This is a genomic window from Streptomyces sp. NPDC002144, from assembly GCF_053593695.1.
In genome coordinates this window covers 1-18,388 of sequence record NZ_JBSFDB010000020.1, presented here as the reverse complement: position 1 = coordinate 18,388, position 18,388 = coordinate 1, and the positions used below count along the sequence as shown (strand labels likewise).

The 18,388-nt window shown below is 72.8% G+C and carries 15 protein-coding genes; 10 read left to right on the top strand and 5 right to left on the bottom strand.

Annotated features, from left to right (window positions below; genetic code table 11):
* Positions 1-163: 163 nt before the first annotated feature.
* From ACWCQ1_RS27690 to ACWCQ1_RS27675, 4 genes are all read right to left on the bottom strand, one after another.
* Positions 164-1,168, bottom strand: coding sequence for a DNA-3-methyladenine glycosylase family protein (locus ACWCQ1_RS27690; protein ID WP_133045996.1), 1,005 nt, complete (start codon positions 1,166-1,168; stop codon positions 164-166).
* Positions 1,169-1,261: 93 nt separating this feature from the next.
* Positions 1,262-2,572 (bottom strand): coenzyme F420-0:L-glutamate ligase, encoded by a 1,311-nt coding sequence (locus tag ACWCQ1_RS27685; protein WP_358592850.1) that lies wholly within the window; start codon positions 2,570-2,572, stop codon positions 1,262-1,264.
* Entirely contained in the window at positions 2,569-3,528 is a 960-nt protein-coding gene (cofD, locus tag ACWCQ1_RS27680; RefSeq protein ID WP_356768641.1) for a 2-phospho-L-lactate transferase, read from the bottom strand. Before cofD ends, ACWCQ1_RS27685 begins: the two co-directional genes overlap by 4 nt.
* Positions 3,529-3,562: 34 nt before the next feature.
* Positions 3,563-4,057, bottom strand: a complete 495-nt coding sequence (locus tag ACWCQ1_RS27675) for a cysteine dioxygenase (RefSeq protein WP_133045999.1) — start codon at positions 4,055-4,057, stop codon at positions 3,563-3,565.
* A 669-nt stretch (positions 4,058-4,726) separates the two neighbouring features.
* Between ACWCQ1_RS27675 and ACWCQ1_RS27670 the strand changes: the two genes are divergently transcribed.
* The 3 genes from ACWCQ1_RS27670 (at position 4,727) to ACWCQ1_RS27660 (ending at position 10,347) form a co-directional block, all read left to right on the top strand.
* Positions 4,727-4,990, top strand: a complete 264-nt coding sequence (locus ACWCQ1_RS27670; RefSeq protein ID WP_003975777.1) for a WhiB family transcriptional regulator — start codon at positions 4,727-4,729, stop codon at positions 4,988-4,990.
* Positions 4,991-5,164: 174 nt separating this feature from the next.
* Positions 5,165-8,809, top strand: a complete 3,645-nt coding sequence (locus tag ACWCQ1_RS27665) for a glycosyltransferase (protein ID WP_451027614.1) — start codon at positions 5,165-5,167, stop codon at positions 8,807-8,809.
* The gene (locus ACWCQ1_RS27660) at positions 8,806-10,347 is read left to right on the top strand and encodes a DUF5719 family protein (protein ID WP_451027613.1); all 1,542 of its coding nucleotides are present in this window, start codon (positions 8,806-8,808) and stop codon (positions 10,345-10,347) included. The genes ACWCQ1_RS27665 and ACWCQ1_RS27660 overlap by 4 nt, the downstream gene beginning before the upstream one ends.
* A gap of 14 nt (positions 10,348-10,361) precedes the next feature.
* Here ACWCQ1_RS27660 and ACWCQ1_RS27655 read toward each other — a convergent pair whose 3' ends face one another.
* Positions 10,362-10,811: a metallopeptidase family protein gene (locus tag ACWCQ1_RS27655; protein ID WP_133046030.1), complete on the bottom strand. Its 450-nt coding sequence runs from the start codon at positions 10,809-10,811 to the stop codon at positions 10,362-10,364.
* 342 nt (positions 10,812-11,153) lie between these two features.
* Here ACWCQ1_RS27655 and ACWCQ1_RS27650 point away from each other — a divergent pair, with 342 nt between their 5' ends.
* From ACWCQ1_RS27650 to ACWCQ1_RS27620, 7 genes are all read left to right on the top strand, one after another.
* Positions 11,154-11,531: a DUF3499 domain-containing protein gene (locus tag ACWCQ1_RS27650; RefSeq protein ID WP_308286699.1), complete on the top strand. Its 378-nt coding sequence runs from the start codon at positions 11,154-11,156 to the stop codon at positions 11,529-11,531.
* 207 nt (positions 11,532-11,738) lie between these two features.
* On the top strand, positions 11,739-13,103 hold the full coding sequence (locus ACWCQ1_RS27645; RefSeq protein WP_451027612.1) for a phosphomannomutase/phosphoglucomutase: 1,365 nt from the start codon (positions 11,739-11,741) through the stop codon (positions 13,101-13,103).
* A gap of 418 nt (positions 13,104-13,521) precedes the next feature.
* Entirely contained in the window at positions 13,522-13,692 is a 171-nt protein-coding gene (locus tag ACWCQ1_RS27640) for a Trm112 family protein (protein ID WP_133046004.1), read from the top strand.
* A gap of 458 nt (positions 13,693-14,150) precedes the next feature.
* On the top strand, positions 14,151-15,278 hold the full coding sequence (locus ACWCQ1_RS27635) for an SIS domain-containing protein (RefSeq protein WP_133046005.1): 1,128 nt from the start codon (positions 14,151-14,153) through the stop codon (positions 15,276-15,278).
* 69 nt (positions 15,279-15,347) lie between these two features.
* Positions 15,348-16,499 (top strand): mannose-6-phosphate isomerase, class I, encoded by a 1,152-nt coding sequence (manA, locus tag ACWCQ1_RS27630; protein WP_451027611.1) that lies wholly within the window; start codon positions 15,348-15,350, stop codon positions 16,497-16,499.
* A 122-nt stretch (positions 16,500-16,621) separates the two neighbouring features.
* Complete coding sequence (locus tag ACWCQ1_RS27625) at positions 16,622-17,602, top strand: cation diffusion facilitator family transporter (protein WP_133046007.1); 981 nt, start codon at positions 16,622-16,624, stop codon at positions 17,600-17,602.
* A 281-nt stretch (positions 17,603-17,883) separates the two neighbouring features.
* The coding region (locus ACWCQ1_RS27620) for an adenosylhomocysteinase (protein WP_451027610.1) at positions 17,884-18,388 on the top strand (505 nt) is incomplete at its 3' end.

Here is an 18,388-nt window from a genome sequence, read left to right as displayed (position 1 = left end):
TTTCTTTCAGCCCGTCCGGCGTTTGAGGACGAGGCCCGAAGGGCCGACGGGGGTCCAGGGGGCGGAGCCCCCTGGGCGGGGTCGAAGGGGCGGCAGCCCCTGGGGACGGGACGGGTAGGGGCGGCGGGGGCGAGAACAAGCCGGCGGCCGCACCCACCGCGCCTCACAACCGTCCGATGTCCACCCGCGGCATCTTCGGCGCCCGCCGAGCCGGCGTCCGCCCGCTCAGCAGGATCAGCCGGGCCGCCCGATGCCGCTGCCCCGCATACGGCTCCAGCAGCTTCAGCATCACGGAGTCGTCCGCGTCCCGGTCCCCGGCCAGCGCCCACCCCACGATCCCCGGCAGATGCAGGTCGCCCACGGTCACCGCGTCCGCCGCCCCATGGCTGCGCTGCACGACCTCCGCCGACGTCCACGGCCCGATCCCCGGCACGACCTCCAGCCGGGCCTGCGCCTTCTCCGGCGACATCCCCACGGCCTCCTCCAGCCGCCCGGCCACCCGGACGGCCCGCAGGATCGTCGACGCCCGCTTGTTGTCGACCCCGGCCCGATGCCACTCCCACGACGGGATCAGCGCCCAGGTCCGCGGTCCCGGCATCACCCACAACCGTCCCCCGGCCGCGGGCCCGGGCGCCGGCTCCCCGAACTTCCGCACCAGCAGCCGCCACGCCCGGTACGCCTCGTCGGTCGTGACCTTCTGCTCCAGCACGGACGGGATCAACGACTCCAGCACCAGCCCGGTCCGCGTCAGCCGCAACCCCGGCCGCCGGTGCCACGCCGACGCCACCACCCGGTGCCGCGGCACGAACGCCTCCGGCTCGTCGGCTCCGCCCAGCAGCTCCGGCAGCTGCTCCAGCAGCCACTCGGCCCCCGGTCCCCAGGCCTCGCCCCGGACCGCGCCCCCGCTCACGGACACCCGCAGCGTCCCGGGCCCGCCGGGCGTCAGACTCGCCCGCCACACGGACCCGTCGGGCATGGCCCGGAAGGTCGGATCCGCGGGCCCGCGCCGCAGCACACCCAGCACCAGCCCCAGCTCCAGCGGCCCGGCGGGCACCACGGTCCGCACCCGTCCGGGCGCCGCGGCCTGCCGGGGTATCCCCGCGGACACACCGACATGCCCGCCCCGCACGGTCGTACGAGTGGGCCGGGGAGAGAAGCGTCCTGCCACGGCTGGGTTCCTGGAGGTCGGGGACGTCCTGAGAGCATCGTCCCGAGAGACTGCCGGGGACGTCCTAAGAGACTAGGGGGTACGGGCGCGACGTCACCGCACCTCGACGAAGCTCCCCACATCCCGCTCGCCGCGCGCCCGCGGCTCCTCGGCCGGATGACCCACGGCCACCGCCCCCATCGGATCCCATTCCTCAGGCAGCCCCAGGACCTCCCGCACCACGTCCCGGCAGAACATGGTCGACGACACCCACGCCGAGCCCAGCCGCTCACCGGCCAGCCCGACCAGGAAGTTCTGCACGCCGGCGCCCATCGCGACGACGAACATCTCCCGCTCGGCCCCGTCGCGCCGCGGGTCCCCGTAGGGGTGCGACCCGTCCGTCACCAGACACGGCACCACCAGGTAGGGCGCGTTGCGCAGCACGTCCCCCCGCCGCACCCGCTTGGCGATCGACTCCTCGCTCTTGCCGTCGAGCCGCAGGTCCGCGATCCACTTGTCACGCATCGCGTCCAGCAGCCGGGTCCGCGACTCCTGCGACTCCAGCAGCACGAACCGCCACGGCGTGGTGTGATGCGGGGCGGGCGCGGTGACCGCCAGAGCCACGGCCCGCCGCACCGCCCCGGGGTCGACGGGCTCGTCCGTGAAGGCCCGTACGGTACGGCGCTGGGTCACCGCCTCCCGTACCGCCTCGGAGGTCCCCAGCCGGAACATGTCGTCGCGCGCCCCGCGCACCATGGCCCGCGCCCCTTCCCCGTGGTCCTGGGCGACCACGTGCGCCAGCCCGCGCACCACGGCGACGGGACGTCCGGCGGCCTTGCCCTTGACCAGGTCACCGGCGGCGGCGAGCTCGTCCGCGGTGGCCACGACGGTCGCGCTCAGCGGATTGCCGTACGCGTCCGTGCCCCCGCGCAGATCGTCCAGCACGCGCACCCCGGCGGCGCCGATCGCGACGTCCGTGAGCCCCGCGCGCCAGGGCCGGCCGAAGGTGTCGGTCACCACGACCCCCACGTCGACACCGAGGGCCGCGCGCAGCCCGTCGCGGATCGCGCGCGCGGACGCGTCCGGGTCCTCGGGCAGCAACAGGACGGTGCCCGCGGGGGTGTTGGAGGCGTCGACGCCGGCCGCCGCCATGACCAGCCCCTGCCGGTTCTCGACGATCCGCAGCGCCCCGCGCCGGGCCACGACCCGCACGGTCTCGGCGTCGATCGCGGCCTCCCGGTCCGCGGCGGCGACGATCCGCCCCTCCGCCTTGGACACGATCTTCGAGGTGACGAGCAGGACGTCCCCGTCGGCCAGCCCCGGCTCGGCGGCGGCGATCAGCTTGGCGACGTCGTCCCCGGGCTGCACCTCGGGGAGCCCGGGCACCGCCCAGACCGTGTAGCCGTCGGACGGCGTCCCGCTCACGAGGCCCGCACCTCCTCCGCCAGCTCCAGCGCCTCCCGGGCCATCCGCGCGGTCGCCTCCAGGTCGGTCATCATCAGCGGTACGGCCCGGCACCGGATCCCGGCGGCCTCGACGCGCTCCACGGCGCCCGCGTCCACGGTGTCGACGAGCCAGCCGTCCAGCAGCCCCGAGCCGTAGTGCTCGGCGACCGCCGCGGCCGTCGACTCCACGCCCACCGCCGCGAGCACCTTGTCGGCCATGCCGCGCACGGGCGCGTCCCCGACGATGGGGGACAGGCCCACCACCGGCACCCCGGCCTCCGCGATCGCCTCCCTTATCCCAGGCACCGCGAGGATCGTGCCCACCGACACGACCGGGTTCGACGGCGGGAAGAGGATGACGTCCGCCTCCGCGATCGCCTCCAGCACCCCCGGCGCCGGCTTCGCCTGCTCGGCCCCGACCGGTACGACCGCCTCGGCCGGCACGGAGGCCCGCAGCCGCACCCAGTACTCCTGGAAGTGCACGGCCTTGCGCTCGCCGTCGACCTCGACGGCGACATGCGTCTCGACGCGGTCGTCGGTCATGGGGATCAGCCGCACGCCCGGCTGCCACCGGTCGCACAGCGCCTCCGTCACCGCGCTCAGCGGATAGCCGGCGCCCAGCATCTGGGTGCGCACGATGTGCGTGGCGAAGTCCCGGTCGCCGAGCCCGAACCACTCCGGGCCCACACCGTAGGCCGCGAGCTCCTCCTTGAGGTGGAAGGTCTCGTCGGCCCGCCCCCAGCCCTGCTCCTCGTTGATGCCGCCGCCGAGCGTGTACATCACCGTGTCGAGGTCCGGGCAGACCTTCAGCCCGAAGAGGTGGATGTCGTCCCCGGTGTTGCCGATGACCGTGACGTCCGCGTCCGGCACGGCCCGCTTCAGACCACGCAGGAACCGGGCACCACCGATGCCGCCTGCCAGAACCACAATGCGCATGGGGCCAAGTCTGGCAGGCGGGTACGACAAAGCGTCAGGCAGTCACCGGACGCGCCTCGCAGGCGGCACTGGTGTGCATCGGCATCTCGGTCAGGCCCGGGTAGTAGACGTGCAGACTGATCGCGGGCTCCAGGGCGTCGTTGACGACCTCGTGCACGTACCCCGGCGCGAACACCCGCTGCGCCCCGGCCGCCAGCGCGCGCGTGCCGCGCCCGGTGCGCTCGGTCAGCGTGCCCTCCAGGACCGTGAGTACCCCGGAGGAGCGCCCGTGGTCGTGCGGCCCGCTGCCCTGGCCCGGTACCCAGGACAGCAGCCACACCTCGTAGCCGGGCCCGGTGCGCAGCCGGTGGTACCAGCGCGTCGTGGCGTCGTACTCGACGAGGTGCTCCCACTGGGAGCGGTCGGCGGCGATGGCGCGGGCCAGGCCCACGAACTCGGCCACGGTGGCCGGGTGCTCGCGCGGCGGCTGCAGCAGGTGGGTGACTTCAAGGATGTCGCCGGCGATCTTGAGGTCGTTGTCGCTGTTCATAAGGGGTGTTGTGGTTCCTCAGTGAAAGAAGGTCAGAGGGAACGGGGTGATGAGAAAACGCCGACCGGGTCGCAGGGGACTCGGTCACAGCCGGAGCGAGACGTGGCTCAACAGCTGGAACAGCAACAACAGCTACAGCGCGCGCGGGCAGCACCGTGGGACCCGGCGGAGCCGGTCCAGGTGAGTGCCAAGTTCGCGAGCATGCCCACAAGGCAATCGGTTCACACCACGACTGTCAACTCGACGCCCGGTATGTGGGACCGGTTTCACCTCATCCGGTTCATCTGAGAGGTGAAAGGTTTGTGCTGGCGTCCTCGGGGACACATGGCGCACAACCGGGCGCACAAGCCTCGTTGTGATCCCGTGATCCGACTGTGATCCGGCTTGCTTCGGGATGCGCGTGGAACGAGATCGAACATCCGGGCGTCCTTCCCCGTACAAGGCTCTGTACGGGCCGTAGGCCCTCGGGGGCCTCGTCTGCATGTCAAGGATTATGCCGATTTGAACACTTTCCGCATGGCCTTGGTTCCGCAGAGTGAATAAGGGGCCCAATAGCAGATCTCGGCTTGACTCGCCCGGAGCAGCACACTTGTAATTTCACTCGTGTCGTTCAGCCGGAATCGGTAACGGCTACATCACGGGGACGCGAAAGACAGACGAGGGGCGCACATGACCGAGCTGGTGCAGCAACTGCTGGTCGACGACGCGGACGAGGAACTCGGCTGGCAGGAGCGCGCGCTGTGCGCCCAGACCGACCCCGAGTCCTTCTTCCCCGAGAAGGGCGGCTCGACCAGGGAGGCCAAGAAGGTCTGCCTCGCCTGTGAGGTCCGCTCCGAGTGCCTCGAGTACGCCCTCGCCAACGACGAGCGCTTCGGCATCTGGGGCGGCCTGTCCGAACGGGAGCGACGCCGCCTGAAGAAGGCGGCCGTCTGAGCCGACGGCCCCCACTCCCCACGCAACCGAACGGCCCGTCGCAGGTGGGTTATCCACAGGCGGCGGGCCGCCCCTGTGCCCAGCCGATAGTGTGGTCGCTCGTCCGAGACGCCTCGCTGCCCCCACCGGGCACAGACGTCCACCGCAGTCCAGCGAACCGGGGCCCGTACCTCGATGTCCGTGCACAGCCACACGGCAGCCCAACACGACGCTGCCACGCCTGAGTTCCCGCGTCACGTGGTGACCGCGGTGCTCGTCTCCCACGACGGCGCCCGCTGGCTGCCCGACGCGCTCGCCGGGCTGCTCGGCCAGGAGCGGCCCGTCCAGTTCGCCATGGCCGCCGACACCGGCAGCGCCGACGACTCCGCCCAGCTGGTCACCCAGGCCCTCGGCGCCGACCGGGTGCTGCACCTCGCCCGCCGCACCGGCTTCGGCCAGGCCGTCGAGGAGGCGGCCCGGACCGCCCCCGTGCTCACCCCGGACGAACTGCCCTATCTGAAGCGGCCCAGCGGCTGGGACCCCGTCACCCGCACCTGGCGCGACGACGCCTACGACATGCCGGAGCTGCCGCACGGCGAGCCGGTCCAGTGGCTGTGGCTGCTGCACGACGACAGCGCCCCCGACCCCGACGCCCTGGCCCGGCTGCTGCGCGTCGTGGAGAACGAACTGGAGCTCGGCCGCGACGACGTGGCCGTCGTCGGCCCCAAGCTCCGCGGCTGGTACGACAAGCGCCAGCTGCTCGAAGTCGGCGTCTCCATCGCCAACTCCGGCCGCCGCTGGACCGGCCTGGACCGCCGCGAGCAGGACCAGGGCCAGCACGACCACGTCCGGTCCGTGCTGTCGGTGTCCACCGCCGGCATGCTGATCCGGCGCGACGTCTTCGAACAGCTCGGCGGCTTCGACAAACGGCTGCCGCTGATGCGCGACGACGTCGACCTGTGCTGGCGCGCCACCGCCGCCGGCCACCGCGTCCTCGTCGCCCCCGAGGCGGTCGTACGGCACGCCGAGGCCGCCTCCCGCGAGCGCCGCACCGTCGACTGCGTGGGCCGCAGCGCCGCCTCCCCGCACATGGTCGACAAGGCGGGCGCCGCCTACACCCTCCTCGTCAACGCGCGTACGGCCGCGCTGCCCTGGGTGCTGCTGCGCCTGGTGCTCGGCACGCTCGTGCGTACCGTCGCCTATCTCGTCGGCAAGGTCCCCGGACAGGCCCTCGACGAGATCCGCGGCCTGCTGGGCACCCTGCTGCGGCCCGAGCGGATCATCGCCGGCCGGCGCAGGCGCGGTCAGCCGCAGATCGACAAGGGCGAGCTGCGCGCGCTGTTCCCGCCGCCCGGCGCGACCGTGCGGGCCACCGTCGAGCAGGTCGCCGGCGACCTCTTCGGCAGCTCCGACCCCGACGCCACCTCCGGCGCGGGACGGCACGGCGGCGGGATCGAGTCCGGGCCCGGCGGCGACGACGCCGACTTCCTGGAGATCGAGCAGTTCGCCCGCCTCAAGCGCGTCGCCCGCGCGCCCGGCCCGATGCTCTTCCTGGTCCTGCTGTTCGTCTCCCTGATCGCCTGCCGCGACCTGCTCGCCGGCGGCGCGCTCTCCGGCGGCGCCCTGCTGCCCGCGCCGGGCGACTCCGGTGAGCTGTGGTCGCGCTACCTCGACGCCTGGCACGCGGTGGGCGCCGGAGGCACCCCGTCCGCGCCGCCGTACCTGGCGATCGTGGCGACGCTGTCCTCTGTGCTGTTCGGCTCGACCGGACTCGCCGTCACGGTCCTGCTGGTGTGCTCGGTGCCGCTGGCCGGCTTCACCGCCTACTTCGCCTCCCGTCCGCTCATCGAGTCGCGGCTGCTGCGCGCGTGGGCGGCCGTCGTCTACGCCTTCCTGCCCGCCGCCACCGGCGCCCTCGCCGGCGGCCGCATCGGCACCGCCGTACTCGCCGTCCTGCTGCCGCTCGTCGCCCGCGCGGGCGTGGCGGCAAGCGGCCTGGCGAACACCTCCGGAGCGCGCGGCAGTTGGCGCGCCACCTGGGCGTACGCGCTGCTGCTGACGATCACCACCGCCTTCACGCCGATCGTGTGGCCGATCGCCCTGATCCTGGGCGTCGCGGTCCTCGCCGTGCGCCGCAACGACATCACCGCCCACGGCCTGCGCTTCCTGGCCCAGCTGGGCACGCCCCTGCTGGTCCTCGCCCCCTGGTCGCTGACCCTGCTGCCGTCCGGCTTCTTCAAGGAGGCCGGCCTGGACTACGGCCCCTCGGCCGCCTCCGCCCTCGACCTGCTCGGCGCGAGCCCCGGCGGCCCGGGCACGGTCAGCGGACTGATGCTGATCGGCATCGTGCTGGCCGCGCTGGCCGCCCTGCTGCGCTCGGAGCGCCAGTCCGGCATCTGGGCGGCCTGGGTGGTCGCCCTGGTGGGCCTGGTCTTCGCCGTCCTGTCCAACGACTCGACCTGGGCGGGACCCGCGACCCTCGTCTACGGCATCGCCCTGCTCGCCGCCGCCGCCCTCGGCGCCGACGGGGCCCGCGCGCGGGTGGCCGAGCAGAGCTTCGGCTGGCGCCAGCCGGTGGCCGCGCTGATCGCCTTCGCCTCGCTCGCCGGCCCGCTGCTGATCGCCGGCGGCTGGATGCTCCGCGGCGCCGACGGCCCGGTCGAACGGCGCGACCCCACCCAGGTGCCCGCGTTCGTCGCCGAGGAGAGCGGCACCCGCGACCAGGCACGCACGCTCGTCCTCGACAGCGACTCCACCGCGCGCGTCGGCTACACCCTGGTCCGCGGCTCCGGCGCCCGCATGGGCGACGCCGAGACGGCCGCGGCCGACGGCGAGAACGCCCAGCTCGACAAGGTCGTCGCCAACCTGGTCGCCGGCTCCGGCGCCGACCAGGCCGACCAGCTCGGCAAGTTCGCCGTGCGCTACGTCCTCGTCCACAAGGGCGCACCCCGCGAGATCACCCGCGTCCTGGACGCCACGCCGGGTCTGTCCCGGCTGAGCCAGCAGGGCGGCGGCGCACTGTGGCGGGTCGACCAGGAGGTCGCGCGCGCCACCATCGTCTCCGGCACCGGCGCCCCGCAGCCCGTCGCCGCCGGACCTGTCGACATCCACACCACGGTCCCCGCCGGCCCCGACGGCCGCGTCCTGCGCCTGGCCGACACCGCCGCCGAGGGCTGGACGGCCACCCTCGACGGCAAGCCGCTCACCCGCACCACGGTCGACGGCTGGGCCCAGGGCTTCCAGCTCCCCGCCTCCGGCGGCCGCCTCGACGTCACCTACGACGCCCCGATCACCCACACCGCCTGGCTGTGGGCTCAGGGCGCCCTCGCCGTCGTCCTCGTCGTCCTCGCCCTGCCCGGCAGGCGCCGCGACGTCGACGACGACCTCCCCGAGGAGCCGTCGATCCCCGCCCAGGCCGTCGCCGGCGAGGGCCGCCGCGCCCGCCGCCTGCGCGCCCAGGCCGAGACCGAGGCCGAGGAAGCCGACCAGAGCGAGGAGTTCCCGTCTCCTCCGCAGGAGGAGACCCCGGTCGCGGTCCCGCAGCAGCAGGCCTACGACGAATGGAATCCGGCGACCTACGCGGGCGCCCAGTACGGCGACTACGCCGAGCAGCAGCAGTACCAGGGCGCCCAGCAGTACCCGGCGGGCTACGACCAGACGTACCAGGCGGACCCGTACCAGAGCGGCCAGTACGACCCGTACGGCTACGGCGGCCAGACCCAGGGGACGTACGACCAGACCGCCTACGACCCGACGTACCAGCAGGGTTACGACCCCGCGTACGACCCGGCGCAGCAGCAGCCGCACGCCCCTGAGCGCCCCGACGGGAGTCAGCAGTGAACCGCACCACCCTGTCCCTGATCGCCGGGACCGCCGCGCTCGCCGCCGTCACGGGCTTCGCTTCGCTGTCCGCGCCGGGCGCCTCCGGCACGGACACCGCCAGGGCGGCCGCCGAACTGCCCGTGGAGCGCACCTCACTGCTGTGCCCGGCGCCCAGCACCTCCGACCTCGCCGAGACCTCGTACACGTCCTTCACGCCCGTCACCAAGGGCACGGGAAGCGACGGCAAGGCCGCGTTCCAGGCCGCCTCCGGGCAGTCGGCCCAAGGGACGGGCGGCACCGGCAAGACGGACGGCAAGAACGGCGACAAGAAGGGCGCCAAGAAGGGCGGAAACAAGAAGACCGGCGCGCCGACCCTCACCCCCAAGGAACCCGGCACTCCGGTCACGGCCGACGCCTCCGGTTCGGACACTCCCGGTCTGGTCGGCACGGCCGAGGGGAAGTTCGCGCCCGGCTGGACGGTCCAGGAGACCACCGAGGTCGCCGCGGGCAACGGGCGCGGCCTGCAGGGCGTCAACTGCACCGCTCCCGACACCGAGTTCTGGTTCCCGGGCGCCAGCACCGCCGTAGGCCGCACCGACTACGTGCACCTGACCAACCCCGACGACTCCGCCGCCGTCGTGGACATCGGGCTCTACGGCAAGGACGGCGACCTCAAGTCCACGGTGGGGGAGGGCATCACGGTCCCGCCGCACTCCAGCGAGCCGATCCTGCTGTCCACGCTCACCGACGAGAAGCAGACCGACCTCACCGTCCACGTGAACGTCCGCAGCGGCCGGCTGGGCGCCGCCGTGCAGGCGCTGGACGACAAGGCCGGCGGGGACTGGCTGGCCGCCGCCGGCGACCCCGCGGGCAGCCTCGTCCTGCCCGGCATCCCCAAGGACGCCACGTCCGTGCGCCTGATCGCCTTCACGCCCGGCGACGCGGACGCCGACCTGAAGGTGCGCCTCGCCTCCCCGAGCGGTTCGATCACCCCGGCGGGCAACGAGACGCTGCACGTCAAGGCGGGCATGACGACCGCCGCCGACCTCGGTGACGTCACCCGCGGCGAGGCGGGCTCCCTGATCCTCACGCCCACCGGCCAGTCCGTGCCGGTCGTGGCCGCGCTGAAGGTCGTACGGGGCAAGGGCGCCAAGCAGGAGACGGCGTTCATCCCGGCCACCGCGCCGGTCGGCACGCGCGCGACGTCCGCAGACAACAGCGGCAAGGGCACCACCCTCTCCATCACCGCGCCCACCCGCACCGCGCAGGTGAAGGTCACCGCCTCGGCGGGCAGCGACGGCGGTACGGCGGTCTCGAAGACGTACACGATCAAGGCCGGCACCACCCAGGACGTCGACGCCCCGGTCCCGAGCGGCCTGAAGGGCACGTACGCGCTGACGGTCGAGCCCGTGTCCGGCGGGCCCGTGTACGCCGCGCGCACCCTGGCGGCGACGGAAGGGGGCGTGCTCGGCTTCACCGTGCAGACGCTGCCCGACGACCGCGGGACGGTCGCCGTACCGCAGACGGACCAGGACCTGTCGGTGCTGCAGAAGTAGGCGGGCGGCGGGGGTCAGTCCTCGCCGTAGCGCGGATCGACCGTCTCGGGGGTCAGCCCCAGGATCTCGGCGACCTGCTCGACGACGACCTCGTGCACCAGGGCGGCCCGCTCGTCCCGCCCCTTCGTGCGGATCTCCACCGGCCGCCGGTAGACCACCACGCGCGCGGGACGTCCCTCGCGCGCGGCGATCGTGCCGCCCAGGGGCACCGCCTCGTCGTTCCAGCTCTGCCCGGGGCCGTCCAGACGTGGCACCTCGAGGACGAGAAAATCGATGTCGGCGAGCTGGGGCCAGCGCCGCTCCAGGCGCTCCACCGAGTCCTGCACCAGATCGGCGAACGCGTCGGCGCGGCTCGCGGCGAGCGGCACCTGGGGCGGTGCGATCGGCCCGCGCATGCCGCGGCCGTGGCGGTCACGACGACGGGGCCCGGGGGCGGCGGCCCGGGGCGTTACGGGGTTGTCCATCACCGGTGAAGCGTAGTCCCCGCGCGGACCGGCCGCCCGACCCCACACGGCATACCGGACGGTCCCGGGGGCCTGGTAAGCCCTGTCTCAGGATGACCATTCCAGCCAAGGTTGGGCTCGATTCCGTATCTCTCCGAGACCGTCGATGTCGAGGCAAATGACGGTGTTTGTACGGAGTGTTGATCGTACGAGGGGGCGGTCGATGCCCTGTGAACGGATGTCCCCGCAGGTCAGCGGGGGGTGCCGGAAGAGGTGTGTGGGGCGATTCACAGCACGACACGGTGGGGTGACCTGGGGGAGAGTCGTCGCGGCCCGCTCAAGAGTGCGGTACCGTCCAACGTCGTGAGCCCTGTACGTCGCTGTTCGCGAACCGCCTGCGGCCGACCCGCCGTCGCGACGCTGACGTACGTCTACGCCGACTCGACCGCGGTCCTCGGCCCGCTCGCCACCTACGCCGAACCCCACTGCTACGACCTGTGCGCCGAGCACTCCGAGCGCCTCACCGCCCCACGCGGCTGGGAGGTCGTCCGCCTCCTCGACGGCTCCGCCCCGGCCCGCCCCAGCGGCGACGACCTGGAAGCGCTTGCCAACGCGGTGCGCGAGGCGGCCCGTCCGCAGGAACGGGCGGCCCAGGCGGGCGGCGGCGGGGCCCGCTCTGCGGACCCCATGGAGGTCGCGCGCCGCGGCCACCTGCGGGTACTGCGCTCCCCGGACAACTGACCGACTCCCGGGGACGGTTCCGCTCGGGACTCCCCAGACCCTCCTCCGGTTTCCCCCTCCGGGCGTTTTCCCGCCCGCGTCCTTCGCCCGCACCCGGTTCTGACCCGAGCCAACGGCTCGGATTGCGCTACGCGACGACCGGACGGCACCCGGTCATCCGCTACGGGTAGTTTGTGGGCGACCGATAGGACTTCAGGAGGGTTGGCCGTGGCTGCTGATCTGTCGCAGATCGTGAAGGCGTACGACGTACGCGGAGTGGTCCCGGACCAGTGGGACGAGACACTGGCCGAGCTCTTCGGCGCCGCCTTCGTCCGCGTCACCGGGGCGGACGCGATCGTGACCGGCCACGACATGCGCCCGTCCTCGCCGGGCCTGTCACGCGCCTTCGCGCGCGGAGCGGCGGCCCAGGGCGCCGACGTCACCGAGATCGGCCTGTGCTCCACGGACCAGCTGTACTACGCCTCGGGCGCGCTCGGCCTGCCGGGAGCGATGTTCACGGCCTCGCACAACCCGGCCCAGTACAACGGCATCAAGATGTGCCGGGCGGGCGCGGCACCGGTGGGCCAGGACACGGGCCTGGTCCAGATCCGCGAACTGGCCGAGGAGTGGAGCGAGTCGGGCGCGCCGGAAACGGCCGCGTCACCGGGAACCATCACACAGCGTGACACGTTGACGGACTACGCGGCCCACCTCCGCTCCCTCGTGGACCTGACCTCCATCCGCCCCCTGAAGGTCGTGGTCGACGCGGGCAACGGCATGGGCGGCCACACCGTGCCCACGGTGTTCGAGGGCCTGCCCCTGACCGTCGTCCCGATGTACTTCGAACTCGACGGCACCTTCCCCAACCACGAGGCCAACCCGCTCGACCCGGCCAACCTCGTCGACCTGCAGCAGCGCGTGCGCGAGGAGTCCGCCGACCTCGGCATCGCCTTCGACGGCGACGCGGACCGCTGCTTCGTGATCGACGAGCACGGCGACCCGGTCTCCCCGTCCGCGATCACGGCACTGGTGGCCGCGCGCGAACTGGCGAGGAACGGCGGCAAGGGCGTGATCATCCACAACCTGATCACGTCGTGGTCGGTCCCCGAGGTGGTCAAGGAGCACGGCGGCACCCCGGTCCGCACCCGGGTCGGCCACTCCTTCATCAAGGCCGAGATGGCTTCGTCGGGCGCGATCTTCGGCGGCGAACACTCCGCGCACTACTACTTCAAGGACTTCTGGAACGCCGACACGGGCATGCTGGCGGCCCTGCACGTCCTCGCGGCCCTGGGCGGCCAGTCCGGCCCCCTGTCCTCGCTCGTGGCCGCATACGACCGCTACGTGGGCTCCGGCGAGATCAACTCCACGGTGGCCGACCAGAAGTCCCGCCTGGCGGCGATCCGATCGACGTACGGCGCCCGCGAGGACGTCACCCTCGACGAACTCGACGGCCTCACCGTCACCTCCACCGACTGGTGGTTCAACGTCCGCCCCTCCAACACGGAACCGCTGCTGCGGCTGAACACGGAGGCGAGGGACGAGGCGACGATGACCAAGGTGCGGGACGAGGTACTGGCGATCATCAGAGCCTGAACCGACCTTCTCCGGCTGACCTGAGTGACCCTGCGCTTGACGCCGGTCGGCTTCATTCAGCCCGTCGAGTGCTTGACGTCGGTCCTCGCCATTCCGTCCGCCGGGCGTGTGACGCGGGTCCGCATCATCCAGCCCGTCCGGCGTTTGAGGACGAGGCCCGAAGGGCCGATCGGGGTCCGGGGCGGAGCCCCGGCGGGGGTGCAGGGGGCGGAGCCCCCTGGGCGGGGTCGAAGGGGCGGCAGCCCCTGGGGATGGGACGGGTAGGGGCGGCGGGGGCGAGAAACCAGTCCCGCACCCCCACCCACCCGCACCAACCCCCGCCACCCCGCCCCCACCGGCGGTACCCTGACCAGGCACATCCGCGCACCCCGCACACCGACCCGCACGCCCACGCGTACCCGCCCCGAAGGGACACCCCATGCCGCTCGAAGCCGGCCTCCTGGAGATCCTCGCCTGCCCGGCCTGCCACGCCCCCCTCAAGGAGCAGGACACCGAGCTGATCTGCACCGGCCAGGACTGCGGCCTCGCCTACCCGGTCCGCGACGACATCCCCGTCCTCCTCGTCGACGAGGCCCGCCGCCCCGCGTAAAGCCGGCGCAGAGGCGACCCGCTCACCAGCCGACGACCAGCGCCGCCTCCAAGCGCCGCAGCCCGCCGCCGACGCGAGCGACGATCTCCGCCCCGACGCAAGCGGACGAGACCGCAACCAGTGTGGGAAACGAGCCTCCGCCACCCCGAGCGAAACAGCCCGCACCCGAGTTACCCAACAGCCCGCAGCCGACGTACCCGACGGGCCGCCGACACACTCGACAGCCCCGCCGCCCGCACAACTGACAAACCGCAACAAGCCACCGACAGCCGTAGACAACCGAAGCAAGCCACAGACGGCCACAGAGACAAGCCGAAGACAGCCGCACACAAGCTGCACACAAGCCGCAAACAAGCCACACCAAGGCGTCCCCCGGCAGACAACCCGAGGACGCCCGCCCACACACCCGCCAAGCCGCCGCCGGCACAACGTCACCGGCGATCGGAGGCCGCCGCCCCATGCTCGACGAATCGCTGCTCGACACCCCCGAGGCCCTGTCGGAGGCCGACCGCCGCGGCCTGCTGCGCGGCGCCGCCGAGGCCGGCGCCCGCGTCCGTACCGCCGCCCGGCACGCCGCCGAGGCCGGCGTCAACGACCTCAAGCCCGACGGCCGCCCCCGCGCAGTGCTCATCGCGGGCCCCGGCGCCGCCGCCACCCACGCCGCCGACCTCCTCGGCACCCTCGCCGGCCCCGGCAGCCCCGTCATCCGCCTCGCCCCGACCGGCGTCGCCCCCGCGGCCGGCGCCCTGCGCTGGGAGCTCCCCGGCTGGGCCGGCTCGGTCGACCTGCTCCTGATCGCCACCCCGGACGGCACCGAACCAGGCCTGTCCCTCCTCGCCGACGCGGCCTACCGCCGGGGCTGCACGGTCGTCGCCGTCGCCCCCGCCCGCACGCCCCTCACGGAGGCGGTGGAGGGCGCACACGGCTTCTTCGTACCGATGGCGACGGCCCCGTACGACCAGGACGAGCCCCTCGCGGCCTCGGCCCCCGGCGTGCTGTGGGCGCTGCTGACGCCCCTGCTCGCGCTCCTGGACCGCACCGGTCTGCTCAGCGCCCCGGCGGACGCGATCGAGAAGGTCGCCGACCGTCTCGACCAGGTCGCCGAGCGCTGCGGCCCCGCCATCGCGACCTACAGCAACCCCGCGAAGACCCTCGCCGCCGAACTCGCCGACGCACTGCCGGTCGTATGGACCGAGGGCACCTCGGCGGGCCCGGCCGGGCGTCGGTTCGCCGCCGCGCTCGCGGAACTCTCCGGCACCCCCGCCGTCGTCGCCGAACTCCCCGAGGCGCTCGCCGCGCACAGCGCCCTCTTGGCCGGCCCGCTCGCCGCCAGCGCCGATCCGGACGACTTCTTCCGCGACCGTGTGGAGGAGCCGCCCGCGCTGCACGCGCGCGTGGTGCTCCTCCGTGACCGCCCCATCGGCGGCCTCACTGCCGCCCCGGCCGCCCGTGACCTGGCCCTCAGCCACGACACGCCGATCAGCGAGCTGGAGCCGGAGGAGGGCGGCGAACTGGAGACGCTCGCCGAACTGATCGCCATCACCGATTTCGCCGCCGTTTACCTGGCGCTCGCCTCGGGGGCCTGATCTTGACGCCTGCGCCCTGACGCAGCCGTGCACGCACGCGCGTACCGATCGACCGGCAGAGAGAACCGCATGGACCGCCTGGACAACACCATCCGCCCCTACGCCTGGGGTTCCACCACCGCCATCCCCGCGCTCCTCGGCGTCGAACCGAGCGGTGAACCCCAGGCGGAGATGTGGATGGGCGCCCACCCCGGTGCCCCCTCGCGCACCCCACGCGGCACCCTGGTGGAGGTGATCGACGCGGCCCCGGAGAAGGAACTGGGCCCGGGATCCGTCGCCAAGTTCGGCCCCCGCCTGCCGTTCCTGCTCAAGATCCTCGCCGCCGGCGCCCCCCTCTCCCTCCAGGTGCATCCCGACCTCGCGCAGGCGAAGGAGGGCTACGAGGACGAGGAGCGCCGCCAGATTCCCGTCGACGCCCCGTACCGCAACTACAAGGACGCCAACCACAAGCCCGAACTGATCTGCGCGCTCACCGAGTTCGACGGCCTGTGCGGCTTCCGCGACCCGCTCCGGGCCGCCGACCTGCTGGACGGCCTCGGCGTCGACTCCCTCAAGCCGTACGTCGACCTGCTGCACGCCCACCCCGAGGACGCCGCCCTGCGCGAGGTCCTCACGGCGATCCTCAGCGCCGACCCGGAGGAGATGCGCCACACCGTCACCGAGGCCGCGGCCGCCTGCGCCCGCCTGGGCGGCGAGCACGCCCCCTACGCCGATATCGCCCACCACTACCCGGGCGACCCCGGCGTCATCGCGGCGATGCTGCTCAACCACGTCCGTCTGCAGCCGGGCGAGGCCCTCTTCCTGGGCGCCGGCATCCCGCACGCGTATCTCAACGGCCTGGGTGTCGAGATCATGGCCAACTCCGACAACGTGCTGCGCTGCGGACTGACCCCCAAGCACATCGACGTCCCCGAACTCCTCCGGATCGTCCGCTTCGAGGCGAGCGACCCGGGCGTGCTGCGGCCCGAGGCATCCCCGGACGGCGAGGAGGTCTACGAGACCCCCATCGACGAGTTCCGGCTGTCGCGGTACGTCCTCCCCGAGGGCGGCACGACCCACGACCTCACCCGCGCCACCCCCCAGATCCTGCTGTGCACGGCCGGTTCGGTACGGGCCGGTGAGTACGAACTGGCCCCCGGCCAGTCGGTGTTCGTCCCGGCGGGCGAACAGGCCGAGGTGACGGGTGCGGGCACGATTTTCCGCGCCACTGTGATCGTATGACCGGGGTTGTGGATACCTGAGACGTCAGTGCCGGGCGGGACTGCAAGAATGGCCCACCGGCAAAGGACGGGCAAAGGCCGACACCGGCCGGACGGACGAGGGCGAAGGGACAACGCGGACACATGAGTGCGTCAGGCGGCACCAGGGCGATCGTGGCGGCACTCGGCGCCAACCTCGCGATCGCGGCATCGAAGTTCGTCGCGTTCGCCTTCAGCGGCTCCTCCTCGATGCTCGCCGAGGGTGTCCACTCGCTCGCCGACTCCGGCAACCAGTTCCTGCTGCTGATCGGCGGCAAGAAGGCCGAGCGCGAGGCGACCCCGCAACACCCCTTCGGCTACGGCCGCGAGCGCTACATCTACGCCTTCCTCGTCTCGATCGTGCTCTTCTCGGTAGGCGGCATGTTCGCCATCTACGAGGGCTACGAGAAGATCCGCCACCCGCACGAGGTGGAGCACTGGTACTGGCCGGTGGGCGTTCTCGTCTTCGCGCTACTCGCCGAGGGCTTCTCCTTCAGGACGGCGATCAAGGAGTCGAACGAACTACGGGGCAAGCTCTCCTGGTCGCAGTTCATCCGCCGCGCCAAGGCACCCGAACTGCCCGTCGTCCTCCTGGAGGACTTCGGCGCGCTCATCGGTCTGGTGCTCGCCCTCGGCGGCGTCGGCCTGGCCCTGCTCACCGGCGACGGCGTCTGGGACGGCATCGGCACGGTCTGCATCGGTCTGCTGCTCGTCTCCATCGCGCTCGTCCTCGCCGCCGAGACCAAGTCCCTCCTGCTCGGCGAGGCCGCGGGCCTGGAGGAGGTCAAGAAGATCGAGGCCGCCATCGTCGACGGCGACACCGTCACCGGCATCATCCACATGCGCACCCTCCACCTCGGCCCGGAGGAACTGCTGATCGCCGCCAAGATCGCAGTCCAGCACGACGACACGGCCGCCGAGGTCGCCTCCGCCATCAACGCCGCCGAGGCCCGCATCCGCGCCGCGGTCCCCATCGCACGCGTGATCTACCTGGAACCGGACATCTACAGCGAGGCCGAGGCCGCCAAGGGCCCGGACCGCGAAGCGACACCGGGCGGCCCGGCCCCCCACCCCGCCGGCCACTGAACGGCCGTCCGCCACCCGCAACACAGCGTGATCGGCCTGATGTGTTCGATGGTGGACTGGGGACCGCCGGGGCGACCGGTGTAGCTTGGAACCGAGCCAGACGTCGCTGCTGATGGCGGTCGGGCGGTCCCACCGCGGACCGACCGAGGGAGAGAGGGCCTCCGACGGACTGCGCTGCGCGTACGCGGGCATGCCTGTGTCCTCTTTCGGGCACCCCTGTGTCCGCCGCCGCGCAGACCAGCCGTACCCAACCTCGCCCCAACCCCGAGGAGCAGCTCGCAATGACGACTGTCGAAAACCGACAGGACTTCAAGGTCGCCGACCTCTCCCTGGCCGAGTTCGGCCGCAAGGAGATCACCCTCGCCGAGCACGAGATGCCCGGCCTGATGTCCATCCGCAAGGAATACGCCGACGCGCAGCCCCTGGCCGGCGCCCGCATCACCGGCTCCCTGCACATGACGGTGCAGACCGCCGTCCTCATCGAGACCCTCGCCGCCCTGGGCGCGCAGGTCCGCTGGGCCTCCTGCAACATCTTCTCCACCCAGGACCACGCGGCCGCCGCCATCGCCGTCGGCCCGAACGGCACGCCGGACAACCCCCAGGGCATCCCCGTCTTCGCCTGGAAGGGCGAGACGCTGGAGGAGTACTGGTGGTGCACCGAGCAGGCGCTGACCTGGCCGGACAGCCCCACCGGCGGCCCGAACATGATCCTCGACGACGGCGGTGACGCCACCCTCCTCGTCCACAAGGGCGTCGAGTACGAGAAGGACGGCAAGGTCCCCTCCG

What these genes read in the sequence shown, in the direction of transcription:
- ACWCQ1_RS27670 (WP_003975777.1), top strand. Translation starts at nt 4,727, where the DNA reads ATGACCGAGCTGGTGCAGCAACTGCTGGTCGACGACGCGGACGAGGAA.
- manA (WP_451027611.1), top strand. Translation starts at nt 15,348, where the DNA reads ATGGACCGCCTGGACAACACCATCCGCCCCTACGCCTGGGGTTCCACC.
- ACWCQ1_RS27665 (WP_451027614.1), top strand. Translation starts at nt 5,165, where the DNA reads ATGTCCGTGCACAGCCACACGGCAGCCCAACACGACGCTGCCACGCCT.
- ACWCQ1_RS27625 (WP_133046007.1), top strand. Translation starts at nt 16,622, where the DNA reads ATGAGTGCGTCAGGCGGCACCAGGGCGATCGTGGCGGCACTCGGCGCC.
- cofD (WP_356768641.1), bottom strand. Translation starts at nt 3,528, where the DNA reads ATGCGCATTGTGGTTCTGGCAGGCGGCATCGGTGGTGCCCGGTTCCTG.
- ACWCQ1_RS27640 (WP_133046004.1), top strand. Translation starts at nt 13,522, where the DNA reads ATGCCGCTCGAAGCCGGCCTCCTGGAGATCCTCGCCTGCCCGGCCTGC.
- ACWCQ1_RS27655 (WP_133046030.1), bottom strand. Translation starts at nt 10,811, where the DNA reads ATGGACAACCCCGTAACGCCCCGGGCCGCCGCCCCCGGGCCCCGTCGT.
- ACWCQ1_RS27635 (WP_133046005.1), top strand. Translation starts at nt 14,151, where the DNA reads ATGCTCGACGAATCGCTGCTCGACACCCCCGAGGCCCTGTCGGAGGCC.
- ACWCQ1_RS27675 (WP_133045999.1), bottom strand. Translation starts at nt 4,057, where the DNA reads ATGAACAGCGACAACGACCTCAAGATCGCCGGCGACATCCTTGAAGTC.